Source organism: Allobosea sp. (assembly GCF_035944895.1).
Taxonomy (GTDB): domain Bacteria; phylum Pseudomonadota; class Alphaproteobacteria; order Rhizobiales; family Beijerinckiaceae; genus Allobosea.
The window spans coordinates 203,633-217,598 of record NZ_DASZAT010000014.1 but is presented as its reverse complement, the minus strand read 5'-3'; the positions used below and the strand labels follow the sequence as shown (position 1 = coordinate 217,598).

At 67.2% G+C, this 13,966-nt stretch carries 13 protein-coding genes; 2 read left to right on the top strand and 11 right to left on the bottom strand.

Annotation, left to right across the window (positions count from 1 at the left end; all coding sequences use genetic code 11):
- Positions 1–13: 13 nt before the first annotated feature.
- Both secD and yajC read right to left on the bottom strand, forming a co-directional pair.
- Positions 14–1,624: a protein translocase subunit SecD gene (secD, locus tag VGV58_RS26475; protein ID WP_326877047.1), complete on the bottom strand. Its 1,611-nt coding sequence runs from the start codon at positions 1,622–1,624 to the stop codon at positions 14–16.
- Between the two features lie 59 nt (positions 1,625–1,683).
- Positions 1,684–1,953 (bottom strand): preprotein translocase subunit YajC, encoded by a 270-nt coding sequence (yajC, locus tag VGV58_RS26470; protein ID WP_291674929.1) that lies wholly within the window; start codon positions 1,951–1,953, stop codon positions 1,684–1,686.
- A 290-nt stretch (positions 1,954–2,243) separates the two neighbouring features.
- Between yajC and VGV58_RS26465 the strand changes: the two genes are divergently transcribed.
- Positions 2,244–3,122 (top strand): ATP-binding protein, encoded by an 879-nt coding sequence (locus tag VGV58_RS26465; protein ID WP_326877046.1) that lies wholly within the window; start codon positions 2,244–2,246, stop codon positions 3,120–3,122.
- Positions 3,123–3,363: 241 nt separating this feature from the next.
- Here VGV58_RS26465 and VGV58_RS26460 read toward each other — a convergent pair whose 3' ends face one another.
- The 8 genes from VGV58_RS26460 to yidD form a co-directional block, all read right to left on the bottom strand.
- The gene (locus VGV58_RS26460; RefSeq protein ID WP_326877045.1) at positions 3,364–4,740 is read right to left on the bottom strand and encodes a peptidoglycan DD-metalloendopeptidase family protein; all 1,377 of its coding nucleotides are present in this window, start codon (positions 4,738–4,740) and stop codon (positions 3,364–3,366) included.
- Between the two features lie 233 nt (positions 4,741–4,973).
- The gene (locus VGV58_RS26455) at positions 4,974–5,633 is read right to left on the bottom strand and encodes a protein-L-isoaspartate O-methyltransferase family protein (protein WP_326877044.1); all 660 of its coding nucleotides are present in this window, start codon (positions 5,631–5,633) and stop codon (positions 4,974–4,976) included.
- An 11-nt stretch (positions 5,634–5,644) separates the two neighbouring features.
- Positions 5,645–6,406, bottom strand: a complete 762-nt coding sequence (gene surE, locus VGV58_RS26450) for a 5'/3'-nucleotidase SurE (protein WP_326877043.1) — start codon at positions 6,404–6,406, stop codon at positions 5,645–5,647.
- A 4-nt stretch (positions 6,407–6,410) separates the two neighbouring features.
- Positions 6,411–7,715, bottom strand: a complete 1,305-nt coding sequence (gene serS, locus VGV58_RS26445; RefSeq protein ID WP_326877042.1) for a serine--tRNA ligase — start codon at positions 7,713–7,715, stop codon at positions 6,411–6,413.
- Between the two features lie 273 nt (positions 7,716–7,988).
- On the bottom strand, positions 7,989–8,612 hold the full coding sequence (locus tag VGV58_RS26440) for a GDYXXLXY domain-containing protein (RefSeq protein WP_326877041.1): 624 nt from the start codon (positions 8,610–8,612) through the stop codon (positions 7,989–7,991).
- A complete protein-coding gene (locus VGV58_RS26435) occupies positions 8,609–9,898 on the bottom strand; it encodes a DUF2157 domain-containing protein (protein WP_326877040.1) in 1,290 nt (429 codons plus the stop codon). The genes VGV58_RS26440 and VGV58_RS26435 overlap by 4 nt, the downstream gene beginning before the upstream one ends.
- A 46-nt stretch (positions 9,899–9,944) precedes the next feature.
- Complete coding sequence (gene thrS, locus VGV58_RS26430; protein WP_326877039.1) at positions 9,945–11,942, bottom strand: threonine--tRNA ligase; 1,998 nt, start codon at positions 11,940–11,942, stop codon at positions 9,945–9,947.
- Between the two features lie 284 nt (positions 11,943–12,226).
- Positions 12,227–12,562, bottom strand: coding sequence for a membrane protein insertion efficiency factor YidD (yidD, locus tag VGV58_RS26425; RefSeq protein WP_326877038.1), 336 nt, complete (start codon positions 12,560–12,562; stop codon positions 12,227–12,229).
- A gap of 129 nt (positions 12,563–12,691) precedes the next feature.
- Here yidD and VGV58_RS26420 point away from each other — a divergent pair, with 129 nt between their 5' ends.
- Entirely contained in the window at positions 12,692–13,423 is a 732-nt protein-coding gene (locus tag VGV58_RS26420; protein WP_326877037.1) for a phosphatase PAP2 family protein, read from the top strand.
- Between the two features lie 3 nt (positions 13,424–13,426).
- On the opposite strand, the gene VGV58_RS26415 is transcribed toward VGV58_RS26420, so the two are convergent.
- Complete coding sequence (locus tag VGV58_RS26415) at positions 13,427–13,876, bottom strand: iron-sulfur cluster assembly scaffold protein (RefSeq protein WP_326877036.1); 450 nt, start codon at positions 13,874–13,876, stop codon at positions 13,427–13,429.
- Positions 13,877–13,966: the final 90 nt, after the last annotated feature.

The window sequence follows — 13,966 nt, the reverse complement described above, 5'->3', positions numbered from 1 at the left end:
CTGGCCTGCGGCGTCAGAACGGAAGGGCCTTCGGCCGCGCCCAGCGATACCAGAGCGCGATCAGCATGCGCGTCAGCGTCACCGCGGTGATGACCGTGGTCAGGATGCCCAGGATGAAGACGACGGCGAAACCGCGCACCGGGCCGGAGCCGAGCGCGAACAGCGCGACCGCCGCGATCAGCATGGTGACGTTGGAATCGATGATCGTGGCGAAGGCACGCTGGAAGCCTGCCTCCAAGGCGGAAACCAGCGATCTGCCGAGATGCGATTCCTCGCGCATGCGTTCGTAGATCAGCACGTTCGAATCGACCGCGGTGCCGATGGTGAGCACGATGCCGGCGATGCCGGGCAGCGTCATGGTGGCGCCGAGCAGCGACATCAGCCCGAGGATCAGGCAGACGTGCACCAAGAGCGCGATGCTGGCGATGATGCCGAACAGCCCGTAATTGCCGATCATGTAGAGAATGACCAGTACGGTCGCGATGATCGTCGCCATCTTGCCCGCCTGGATCGAATCCTGGCCGAGGCCGGGGCCGACGGTGCGCTCCTCGACGATCGTCATCTTCGCCGGCAGCGCACCAGCCCGCAGCAGGATGGCGAGGTTGTTGACCGCCTCGACCGTGAAATTGCCCGAGATCTGACCGGAGCCACCGGTGATGGGCGACTGGATGACCGGGGCCGAGATCACCTTGTTGTCGAGCACGATGGCGAGCTGGCGGCCGAGATTCTCGGTCGTCGCCTGGCCGAAGCGCTGGGCACCGCGGATGTTGAAGCGGAAATTGACGATCGGCTGGCTGGTGCGCTGATCGAAGGCCGGCTGGGCGTCGATCAGGTCCTCGCCCTCGACGATGACCTGTCGGCTGATCGGGATCGGCTGGCCGCCCTGATCCTGCGAGGGCAGCATGTCGACATCGCCGGCATTCGCATCCGCGACCATGCGGAACTGCAGCTTGGCGGTCTCGCCGAGGATCTGCTTCAGCCGCTGCGGATCCTGCAGGCCCGGCACCTGGACCAGGATGCGGTCGAGGCCCTGGCGCTGGATGTTCGGCTCGGTGGTGCCGAGCGCGTCGACGCGCCGGCGCAGCACTTCCATCGCCTGCTCGACGGCGCGGCGGATACGCTCGTTCGCGCCGGCCTCGGTGACGTTGAGCTGGATCAGCCCGTCGGGATTCTCGGTGAGCTCGATCGACTGGTTGCCCGAGGGCCCGAAGGCGCCGAAGGTGCCGATCGGCTGGGCGAGCTCGCGCAGCTTCGGCATCAGCTTGGCGCGGTCGGCTGCCTCGGGAACGCGCAATTGCACGCCGCGCGGGGTCAGGCCGATGCCGCCCTGCAGGCCGACGCGCTCCTCGCGCAGGATGCGGCGGACGTCGTCGCGCAACTGGGTGACCTGGCTGCGGATCAGGTCGGCGCGGTCGATCTCGAGCAGGACGTGCGAGCCGCCCTGCAGGTCGAGGCCGAGCGTCATCGCATGGATCGGCAGCAGGAAGCGCGGAATCCAGGCCGGAGCGCCTTGCTCGATCGCCTTGCGGGTCTCGGGCGAGAACAGGTTCGGCACGGCGAGCCCGCAGCCGAAGACCAGCACGAGCAGAACGAGAATGACCTTGCGGGCCTGGAGACGAAGCATCTGTATGAACAGCCTTGTTGGCGGGCGCGGGCGCCTTCAGGCCCCGCGCCTCACAGCCTTCAGCTCTTGACCGGCTCGCCCTTGGCGCGCACGTCCGACACCATGCCCTTGAGGATGCGCACGCGCACCCCGTCGGCGATCTCGGCCTCGAGCTCGGCGTCGTCGATCACCTTCGAGACCTTGGCGATGATGCCGCCCGAGGTGACGATCGTGTCGCCGCGGCGGACGTTCTTGATCATCTCCTGATGCGATTTCACCCGCTTCTGCTGCGGCCTGATGATCAGGAACCACATGATGACGAAGATCAGGACGAACGGAACCAGCGACATCAGGACGTCGTTGGTGCCGCCGCCTCCAAGGCCCTGGGCAAAAGCGGGGGTGATCACGGGAAGGCTCCTTCACGTCGCCGCCGATTGACGGCCGGCCGGCGCGGGGGTTGCAAAATCGCGCGGACTATAGCCAGCGATGTCGTGAAATCAATCGAAAGCGACCGATCTCTCGACCGCATCCCCCAGCTAAGCTGTCCCTGCCCTGCGCGCAATGGTCTTGCCTTCGCGGGGTCAGCGGCGCTATGAGCGTACCGTACCGTTCGGTACGCCATATTAGCGGACCAGCTGCGATGACCGACACCGCCTCCGACCAGACGCTCGCCACCCTGTTGCGCATCGCCGACGCGCTGGAGCGCCTTGCTCCGCCGGCCAAGCGCAAGCCCGACCTTTCCGCCGCCGACGCCTTCGTCTGGCACGCCGCCGGCCATGAGCTTGCGCCGGTCGCCAAGGTCAACCGCGTCGCTCTGTCGCTGTTGCGCGGCGTCGATAGGGTGCGCGACACGCTGGCCGAGAACACCGAGCGCTTCGCCCGCGGCCTGCCGGCCAACAACGTCCTGCTCTGGGGCGCGCGCGGCATGGGCAAATCGTCGCTGGTCAAGGCAGTGCACGCCGACACCAACAAGCGGCTGCCGAAAGGTGCCCTCCCCCTCAAGCTGATCGAGATCCACCGCGAGGACATCGAGAGCCTGCCGGTGCTGATGGGGCTGCTCAAGGCCGACCCGCACCCCGCCATCGTCTTCTGCGACGATCTCTCCTTCGACGGGCAGGACACCTCCTACAAGTCGCTGAAGGCGGCGCTCGACGGCGGCGTCGAGGGCCGGCCGGAGAATGTCGTGTTCTACGCGACCTCGAACCGCCGGCATCTGTTGGCGCGCGAGATGGTCGAGAACGAGCGTTCGACCTCGATCAATCCCGGCGAGGCCGTCGAGGAGAAGGTCTCTCTGTCGGACCGGTTCGGCCTCTGGCTCGGCTTCCACAAATGCAGCCAGGACGAGTATCTGGCGATGATCGACGGCTATGTCGGCCATTTCGGGCTGACGATCGAGCCTGAGCAGCTGCGCCGCGAAGCGCTGGAATGGGCGACGACGCGCGGCTCGCGCTCCGGGCGCACGGCCTGGCAATACATCCAGGACCTTGCCGGGCGGCTGGAGACGAAGCTGGAGGGGTGAGCCTCCCTTCTCCCCTCGGGGGAGAAGGTGGCAGCGCGAAGCGCTGACGGATGAGGGAAGGACAGGCTCAGCCTATCCTTGTCTCACCCAGTCATACCGCCCTCATCCGTCTGCTTTGCAGACACCTTCTCCCCCGAGGGGAGAAGGATAAAAAAGCAAAACGGGGCGGCCTTTCCTGGGACCGCCCCGCCTCGTTTCGACCGGCGGGGTCTCGCGAATACCGGCCGAAGTCTAAACTGGATCAGTTGCTGCTGAGATAGGGCATCGGGTCGACCGGGGTCGAGCCTTTGCGCAGCTCGAAGTGCAGCTGCGGCGAGTTGACGTTGCCGGACTGGCCGGACTTGGCGACGACCTGGCCGCGCTTGACCTGCTCGCCGCGCTTGACGCTGAGCTCGCCGTTGTGGGCATAGGCCGAGACATAGCCGTTCGGGTGGCGGATCAGCACGAGATTGCCGTAGCCCTTGAGCTCGCTGCCGGCATAGGCGACGACGCCGCCCTCGGCCGCCTTGACCGGCGTGCCTTCCGGCACGGCGATGTTGATGCCCTCATTGCCGCCCTTGCCGGCATAGCCGGTGATGACGCGGCCACGGGCCGGCCAGCGGAACTCGGCGCCGGACGAAGCGGATTCGTCCGCCTTGGGCAGGCTCGCAGTGGTCTGCGGCTCGGCCGCCTTCGGCTCCGGAGCGGGCGCAACTGCCTTCGGCTGCACGGTGACCTTGTCGGCCGGCGCGTTCGCAACGACGATCGGCGCGGCCGCCTTCGGCTTGACCGGCTGGGTGGCGGGGACCGGCGCCGAAGCCGGCAGCGCCGCGGTCTTGGTCTCGTTGGCAGCCTTGGCGGCCGCCTTTGCCTTGGCCTCGGCGGCGAAGCGGGCACGGGCCTCGCCCATGCGCTTGGCGTCGGCGGCGGCCTTCTCCTTGGCATCCGCCGCAGCCTGCGCCTTGGCCTGGGCAGCCTGCGCCCGGGCATCGACGGCGGCGACCTTCGGGGTGGCGGCAGGCACGGCCGGCGCGGAGGCAACCGGACGCGAGACCGGCGGCGGAGCAGTACGCGGCTGTTCGAAACGGTTATCGCTCGGCGTCGGCTGGCGCGCGGCGGTCTGGGCGCCACCACCGTTATAGACCGGAACGACGACACGCGACCCAGGCGTGACCTCGCCACGGAGACCATTGGCCTGCATCAGCGCGGCGCGCGGCACGCCATAGCGGCCGGAGATCACGTCGAGTGTCTCGCCATGGGCGACGACGATCGGGGTGCCGCCCTGGGCGCTCCAACCTGCGGCCGAACCCGGCGCGCTCGGAGCGGGAGCAACCGGCGGCGCAGGACGAGACGCGACAGAAGCTGCCGGCGGCGCCAGGGGCTGGCTGCGCACGCCCGGATTGCCGGCGGCGGACGCCGTCTCGTAGGACTGACGTGGCGGATTGCGACCGATCGAGCCGGTCGTCGCCGGATCGCGCTGGGAGGCCGGAGCCTGCGCGGTCTGGAAGGGATTGCTGAAAGGCGCTTCGGTGAAGCGCAACGTGTCCGAGGAGCAAGCGCCCAGGCCGGCTGCAAGGGCGCAGACCGACACGGCGCGAACCACGGATTTCGACACGGCCAGCTCGACTTGCTTACGCATGGACTCTGCACTCGCGAACGACGCAACTCTACGGTCCGCATTAAAGAGCCGGTTAGGTTAAGAAGGTGTTTCGCTGCTGACAGGTCAGGTGAATTTTCGAGAAGCCCGAGGTCGTCATTCTCGGACGGAGCGCAGCGGAGCTCCGGGAATCTTCTGTCGAGAGCGCGCAGGCCGGCGCCTTCGGCCCGAGATGCTCGGATCAAGCCCGAGCATGACGGCGGGTGCGAGCCCGCTTACAGCGCCTGCGCCAGTCCCGGCGCCAGCGGCGGCATACGGATGATCGGGCCGAGCGCGTGATCGAAGCCGCCCTCGCTGCGGGTGACGACGACAAGCCGCCCTGCCCCCTCGACGCGCAGCGACCCGACCAGACGCCCGCCGATCTCCAGCCGGGCAAGCAACGCCTCCGGCACCGCCTGCATCACGCCGTTGACCAGGATGCGTTCGAAGCGGCCGAGCGTGCGGTCGGGCTGCAAGCCGTCGGCATGGCGCAATTCGACCAGCTGCGCGAAGCCACCGCCGGCGAGGCGCTCATGCGCGGCGAGCGCGAGCGTGCGGTAGCGCTCCAGCGAGACGACCTTGCCGCCCATCGCCGCAAGCAGCGCCGCGACATAGCCGGAACCGGAGCCGACCTCGAGCACACGGCAATCCGGTTTCATCTCAAGCGCGCCGACCAGAGCGGCGACCGTGTGCGGCGCAGTCATGGTCTGGCCGCAGGGCAAGGGCACGGAGACGTCCTGGCGGGCAAGGTCGGCAAAGCGCGAGGGCGCGAAATGCTCGCGCGGCACGCGCTCCATCGCCCGAAGCAGGGCGAGGTCACGCACACCGCGTGCGCGCAATGACAACAGGAAGGCGACGGTGCGTTCGCTCTCGCTGCTGGCCCCCTCCCCGGTCATCCCTGCCGCCTTCAGGCGAAGAGCTGCGCAAAGCGCGTCATCGTCGGCTCATGCGTCAGGTCGAGCTCGAGCGGGGTCACCGAGATCTTCTTGTCAGCGAGCGCGCGCAGGTCGGTGCCGTTGGCCGGCTCATGCTTCCCGCGCTGGAAGGCGATCCAGTAATAGGGATTGCCGCGCCCGTCGCGACGCGGCTCCAGCCGCATCAGCTCCTGATCGCGCCGCCCCTGCGCCGTCACCGCGACACCCGCAACCTCGCTCGGAGGCACGTTCGGGAAGTTGAGGTTGAACAGGATGCCGTCCGGAATCCCCTCCTCCAGCAGCCGGCGGATGATGCCGGGCGCATGCTGCAGGGCGCAGTCCCAGATGATGCTGGTGCGGTCGCCCGCCGCATAAGCCTGGCTCACAGCGATCGAAGGAATGCCGAGCAGCGTGCCTTCCATCGCCGCGGCGATGGTGCCGGAATAGGTCACGTCCTCGGCAACGTTCTGGCCGCGGTTGACGCCGGAGAGCACGAGATCGGGCTTCATCTCGGCCATGACCGAGCGCACCGCCATGATCACGCAATCGGTCGGCGTGCCCTGCACGGCGAAGCGCTTCTCCTCGATCTGGCGCAGGCGCAGCGGATTCGAGAGCGAGAGCGAATGCGCCACGCCCGACTGGTCGGTCTCGGGCGCGACGACCCAGACATCGTCGGAGAGCTGCCGGGCGATCTGCTCGAGGACAGCGAGGCCCTCGGCATGGATGCCGTCGTCATTGGTCACCAGGATGCGCATGGGATCAGGCCGCCTTCTCGATGCGGGTGACCCCGCGCATATAGGGAACCAGCACGTCCGGCACGGTGATCGAGCCGTCGGCGTTCTGGTAGTTCTCCATCACCGCGATCAAAGCGCGGCCGACAGCCGTGCCCGAGCCGTTGAGGGTGTGGACGAAGAACGGCCCCTTGCCGTCCTTCGTCTTGTAGCGGGCGTTCATGCGCCGGGCCTGGAAATCGCCGCAGACCGAGCAGGACGAGATCTCGCGGTAGGTCTTCTGGCCGGGCAGCCAGACCTCGATGTCGTAGGTCTTCTGCGAGGCGAAACCCATGTCGCCGGTGCACAAAGTCATGACACGATAGTGCAGATCGAGCTTCTTCAGCACGTTCTCGGCACAAGACAGCATGCGCTCATGCTCCTCGCGCGATTTTTCCGGTGCGGTGATCGAGACGAGCTCGACCTTCTCGAACTGGTGCTGGCGCAGCATGCCGCGGGTGTCTCTGCCTGCCGAGCCGGCCTCGGCCCGGAAGCAGGGTGTCAGCGCCGTGAAGCGACGCGGCAGCTCTTCTTCCGAGAGGATGGATTCGCGCACGAGATTGGTCAGCGGAACTTCGGCTGTGGGGATGAGCCAATGATCCTCGCCAGCCCGGAACTGGTCATCCCGGAACTTCGGCAGCTGCGCCGTGCCGAACATGGCATCGTCGCGCACCATCAGCGGCGGGTTGACCTCGGTATAGCCGTGCTCCTCGACATGGGTGTCGAGCATGAACTGGCCGATGGCGCGATTGAGCCGGGCGATCTGACGGTCGAGCACGACGAAGCGCGAGCCGGAGAGCTTCGCGGCTTTCTCGAAGTCCATCTGGCCGAGCGCTTCGCCGAGCTCGTAATGCTCCTTCGGCTGGTTGACGCCGACCAGGCGCTTGCCCCCCTCCTCCGGCTTCGTGCCATGTGCATGCAGCAGCACGTTGCCATGCTCGTCGGCACCATCAGGCACCTCGTCGAAGGGCGCGTTCGGGATTGCGGCAAGCTGCTCGTTCAGCGTCTCGACCGCAGACTTCTCCTCAGCCTCCAGCGCCGGCACCTGCTCCTTGAGCGAGGCGACTTCGGCCTTGAGCTGCTCGGCCAAGGCAAGGTCCTTCTGGCCCATCGCCTTGCCGATCTCCTTGGAGAGGGCGTTGCGGCGCTCCTGCGCAGCCTGCGACTTGCCGATGGCGGCGCGGCGCTGATCGTCGAGCGCCAGCAGCGACGACGACAGTTTCTCAAGCCCGCGCCGTTGCAAGCCCCGATCGAACGCCTCAGCGTTCTCGCGAATCCATCTGATGTCGTACATCGCTCAAGCCGATCCGTTGTGGAATCGGCTGATCCTCTAGAGCATGGCGCGCCGGCACGGAAGCGTTGCGTCGGCGGGTGTACCTGCGACAAGGACGGGTTTGCGCGGGATCCCCTCTCCCGGATGGGAGAGGGGTAGGGGTGAGGGCCCGCTGCTGATTGCTGGAATGCGACGGTGCCGTTGTGCCTCTTTTGGATAGGGCAGGCCCTCATCCCTGCCCTTCTCCCACTCGGGAGAAGGGTTCCCCGCGCCCTTCGCCTACTGTCTAGGAACTCAGTAAGGCGGCTCCTGATGGACGAGCTTGCCGTCGATCAGCAGGCGCTTGATCGCCGCCTGCCCCGAGCTCGACACAGCCGCGACGATCTCCAGCCGCTTGCGCTCGGTGGTCTCGATGGCGCGGCCTGTGCCTTGCGGCACGAAATAACTTTCCAGCCCATAGGTGACGCGGATGGCGCTGCGACCGGCATTGCAGTCCTGGTCGCCGTTCGGGTTGACCGCGCAGGCGGCGGTCGAAACCACCTTGCCTTCCAGCACGGCCCCGCCAGCGGGCGCCGGCGGACGGGCGAGATAGACGCCCTTCGCCTCGGCCAGCCCGTCGGCGCCGGGCGCGACGCGGACGAACACCGTCTGGTTGCGCTCGAACGCCTTGTCGCCGTCGAGCTTGGCCGGTTCAAGCGTGCTGATCTTGTAGTTCAGGATGACATAGTCACCGCGGAAGAGGTCGCGCGGGTCGAGCGGGGCGGTCGCCAGCCTGATCTCCGTGCCGGAGCGCAGGATGCTCGCACGCGACTCGACCAGGGCCAGGATCAGCCCACCGAGCAGGATGATGGCGGCAAGCCCGCGCCAGAGCGGCGAGATACGCCCGATGAAGGCGTCGGCTGACGGGAGGCGGATCACGGCGCGGCCTCCGTCGGTTTACTGAATTTGGCGAGGAGCCGGCGCATCCCGCTGGCGATCGCGATGAGCGCCGCGCCGCCGACCAGGAAGAACAGCGACTGGTCGAGCAAGGTGCCGATGGTCTGCCAGAGCAGGGTCACGACCGCGATGGCGAACAGCAGGGAGCCGGCGATGCTGAGCCGGCGCACGCCACCGCCCGCACCGGCGACGACGATGCCGATCGCGATCGAGAGGATCAGCGCCGCGACGACGATCTTGCCGGCCATGCTGACCGCGCCGCCGCTCCAGAACAGCACCGGCACCAGCAGCGACATGACGAGCGCCGACGCCAGCGGCCAGGCGAAGCGGCGCTCGCACGCCAGCAGGCCGAAGCCGACCACCGCCGGCAGCGCCAGCCCATAGGCGAAATAGTTGACCCACAACGCCGTGCCCGGCTTCGCCTCGCTGGGTTCGAGAATACGGATCAGCTCGACATTGAGCGAGAGGATCAGGCCGATCAGCCCCCAGGGCAGGCAGGCGGTGAGCAATCCCGGCCCGCCGCGGTCCAGTGCCAGAGCACCGAGGGCGACGAACAGCGCGGAGACGGCGAGCCCATAGGCGAGCAGGCCGTAGTCGAAGCGGAAGAAGGCGTATTGGCCCGGCAAGGTCGCAAACCAGCCGAGCAGCACCAGGACCGCAAGGTGATGGACGAGGCGGTTGTGCCGCGTCGCAGCCAGCCAGAGCGCCGGCAGGAAAGGAATCCAGAACAGGAGATGGGCGTTCGCCTCGCGCTCATCCCAGCGGCCGCCGGCCCAGGCGCCGATCGCGACGAGCGCGACGATGAGAGCCCCATTCGAACGCAGCAGAACGGCGACGATGAGCGCGCCGATCGCGATCAGCAGCGCCCCGCCCGGCCAGTCCGTCGGCAGATGATACATCTGGCCGACGAGCGCGACGCCGGCGGCGAAGATCAGCGTGCCGCAGGTCGCGGCGGCATCGGCGCCACCGGTCGAACCACGGCTCTGCAGCCGCGCCGAGACGCCGAGCGCACCGGCGAGGCCGAGCAGGATCATCACGAGCTTGGCGACGCGGGGAATTTCCTCCCAGTTCGCCGCGACGAAGGCGGAGACGCTGGAGGCGATCAGCAGGCCGCCGAACAGGCCGATCAGGGCCGGCAGCTTGAAGCCGCCGCCTTCCTGCGCCAGTGAACGACGGATGGTGGCTGCGCTCTCAGGGGCGATCAGCCCCTCGCCCACCCAGCGACCGAGATCGGCTTCAAGCCGTTTGCGATAGGAACCCGTCAGCATGCGCGCCTATTTGGCATGGGCTGACGGGTTTTGGCGAGATGCCGCCTCAGGCCGCCCTGGCCTTCTTCTTTCGGGCCAGATCGGGCGGCGTCGCCTCCTCGGTCAGCGCCGCGATCACGGCGTCGAGGCTCATCACCGTCTGGGCCTGGCTGCCGAGGCGGCGCACGGTCACGGTCTTCTCCTCGGCCTCGCGCTTGCCGACGGCGAGGATGACCGGGACCTTGGCCAGCGAGTGCTCGCGCACCTTGTAGCTGATCTTCTCGTTGCGCAGGTCGGCGCGGGCGCGCAGACCGGCCGAGAGCAGCGCCATGGTGACCTCCTCGCCATAGGCATCCGCCTCCGAGGTGATCGGCGCGACGATGATCTGCTCGGGCGCCAGCCAGAGCGGGAAATGCCCGGCATGGTGCTCGATCAGGATGCCGACGAAGCGCTCCAGCGAGCCGCAGATGGCGCGGTGGACCATGACCGGCTGCTTCTTCTCGCCGTCAGAGCCGATATAAAAGGCGCCGAAGCGCTCCGGCAGGTTGAAGTCGACCTGCGTCGTGCCGCATTGCCAGTCGCGGCCGATGGCATCGCGCAGCACGTATTCGAACTTCGGCCCGTAGAAGGCGCCCTCGCCCGGATTGATCTCGGTCTTGATCCGGTTGCCGGACTGCTTGGCGATCGTCTCCAGCACCCGGTTCATCACCCCTTCGGCGTGGTCCCAGACCGCGTCGGAGCCGACGCGCTTCTCCGGCCGCGTCGAGAGCTTGATCACGAGCTCCTCGGTGAAGCCGAAATCCTCGTAGACCGAGAGGATCAGGTCGTTGATCTTCATGCATTCGGCAGCGAGCTGCTCCTCGGTGCAGAAGATGTGGGCGTCGTCCTGCGTGAAGCCGCGCACGCGCATCAGCCCGTGCAGCGCGCCGGACGGCTCGTAGCGATGGACATTGCCGAACTCGGCCAGCCGGATCGGCAGGTCGCGGTAGCTCTTGAGGCCGTGCTTGAAGATCTGGACATGGCCCGGGCAGTTCATCGGCTTGAGCGCGAAGACCTTGTGGTCGCGCTCCTGATCGTTCGGGTTCTCGAAGGCCGAGGCCGATTTCACCGCGAACATGTTGTCCTGGTACCAGCCCCAGTGGCCCGAGGTCTCCCAGAGCGACTTGTCGAGCACCTGAGGGGCGTTGACCTCCTCATAGTCGGCGGCGAGGCGCCGGCGCATATAGGTCAGCACCTCCTGGAACAGCCGCCAGCCCTTGGAGTGCCAGAAGACGACGCCCGGCCCCTCCTCCTGGAAGTGGAACAGGTCCATCTCGCGGCCGAGGCGGCGATGGTCGCGCTTCTCGGCTTCCTCGAGCTGCTTGAGATAGGCGTCGAGCTCCTCCTGCCGGGCGAAGGCCGTGCCGTAGATGCGGGTCAGCATCGCGTTGTTGCTGTCGCCGCGCCAATAGGCGCCGGCCGTCTTCATCAGCTTGAAGGCGTTGCCGACCTTGCCGACCGAGGTCATGTGCGGGCCGCGGCAGAGGTCGATCCAGTCGCCCTGCGCATACATCTTCAGCGTCTGGTCGGCGGGAATCGCATCGACCAGCTCGACCTTGTAGGCCTCACCCTTATTGGCGAAGAAGTCCTTGGCCTTGTCGCGGCTCCAGACCTCCTTGGTGAAGGGTTTGTCGCGCGCGATGATCTCGCGCATCTTCTTCTCGATCGCCGGGAAGTCCTCCGGGGTGAAGGGCTCGTTGCGGGCGAAATCGTAGAAGAAGCCGTTCTCGATGACCGGGCCGATCGTCACCTGCGTGCCGGGGAACAGCTCCTGCACGGCCTCGGCGAGGACGTGCGCGGTATCGTGCCGGATCAGCTCCAGCGCGCGCGGGTCCTCGCGGTTGAGGAACTCGATCTTCGCATCGGCGGTGATCGGATCGGCGAGATCGACGACCACGCCGTCGAGCGCCATCGCGACGGTGCGCTTCAGCAGCGAGGGCGAAATGCCACCGGCAAGCTCCTTGCCGGTGATGCCGGAGGGAAACTCGCGCTTCGCGCCATCGGGAAATGTCAGGGAGATCGTCATCGATCGGCTCCTGCTCACTCGGGGATACGAGCCCCGTAAGCCAAGGCCGGCTGCTTTGAGGGGCGCGGCCGGCAGCCGGATCGGCGCGCGCCGGGGAGGCCTATACGAGCAGGCGGGCACAGGCAATCGCCGTTTCGTTCCCGTGTTCTCGCATCTTGTCTCCTCCTCGCGTCATCCCGGGCGACCTAAGGGAGACCCGGGATCCATTCCGGAACCTCCATCGGAAAGGCTCCGGAATGGATCCTGGATCTCCGCTACGCTCCGTCCGGGATGACAGCGCCCCTTTATGAAGAGGTATTGGACTCTGACTGAGGCTCGTCCAACTCCACCGGCGGCGCGTTGACGCCGCGCCAGCGCCCATAGGCCCAGGGCTTGTACCAGGCCCCATCCGGCGGCAGTTCCTCGCAGACGATGTCGATCCCCGAGGTGCCGAGCGGCGTGCAGCGGCAGATGCGCGCGAAGCCGACCCAGCCGCCGGCCCAGAGGCCGTGCCGCTGGATCGCCTCGTCGGTATATTCCGAGCAGGACGGCCAGTGTCGGCACTGCCGGCCGATCAGCAGCGAGAGGCTGAGCTGATAGCCGCGGATCAGCAGATGGGCGCCCCGGCGCGGCAGGCGCAAAAACGCCTGTCGCCATGAAAGGCTTTTTTCAGCATGTTTAGGTAGGTAAGACATGGTTGGCCCAGGTCGGCTTCCCGTCATCCGCTTCTGCCTTTCCCGGGCGACCATCGCCCTTTCCAGATCCCGGACATGCTGCGCTCTCGTTTTCTTGGCTCCGCCGCTGCCCTCTGCGGCCCGCTTCTCGCCCTTGCCCTCGCCACACCGGCGGCGGCACAGCAGCGAGCCTATCTGATCTGGCTCGACGCTGCCAAAATCGACGTCGCCAAGGTGATGGGCCTGCCCCCGGCGCAGAACTCGCCGGAGCATCGCGCCGAGTTCGAGAAGGTGCTCGCCATCTCCTCGGCCCGCACGCCGGAGCGCGAGAAGCAGGCGATCGCCGACCAGTACCAGACGTTCAATGCCTTCCTGAAAGGCATGGACCACAACTATATCGACGGCACCCATCGCGAAACGCGGCTGCTGATGCGCGAGGCGCAGGTCGAGCTCGCCATCCTGCTGAAGAGCGTCAACCGCCTGACCAGCCGCATCCGGCCGTTCCAGATGTGGAACAAGGTCAGGGTCAAGCCCTGCCCCGGCGGACGGCCGGAAGGAACCTCCTTCCCCTCGGCCCACGCCGCGACGGCCGCGCTCTATGCCACCCTGCTCTCGGACGCTGTCCCTGAGCTCGCCGACAAGTTCGAGGAGCGGGTGAAAAGCTATGACGAGAGTCGCCTCGTCTGCGGCTTCCACTATCCCACCGATTTGGAAGCGGGCGACAAGATCGGCCGCGTCGTCGCCAAGGCGCTGCTGGCCGAGAAGGCCTTCAAGGTCCGCTATGACGAGACGAAGCCGGAAATCCGGCAGGCATTCGGGCTGAAATAACCTTCAGCCCGCCACCGTCTCGCGCCGCTTCGCCTCGATCTGGCCGATCGCATCGACCACCGCGTCGAAGGTCAGCATGGTCGAGGCGTGGCGCGCCTTGAAGTCGCGTACCGGCACGAGGACGGAGAGATCAGCCCATTTGCCGGCCGGCGGCTCCGCTCCCTCCTTGAGGATCGCGCGAGCCTGCTCGCGGACCTCGCGCAATTCGGCGGCCGTCGAGCCGATGACATGGCGCGCCATGATCGAGGACGAGGCCTGGCCGAGGGCACAGGCGCGGACATCGTGGCCGAAGCCGGTGACGACATCCTCGTCCATGGTCAGGTCGATCGTGACCGTCGAGCCGCAGAGGCGCGAATGGGCGCTCGCCGTCGCATCGGGCGCCGGCAGACGCTCGAGCAGCGGGATGTTTCCTGCCAATTCCAGGATTCGCTTGTTGTAGACGTCGTTCAGCATGGGTTGCCCCGGCCGGGGTCTGGAGTTGCCGGCCTTCGCAACCAATATAGAGTGCCGATGCGCTCTCTCCCAGAGAGTGCGTCGTTCGCT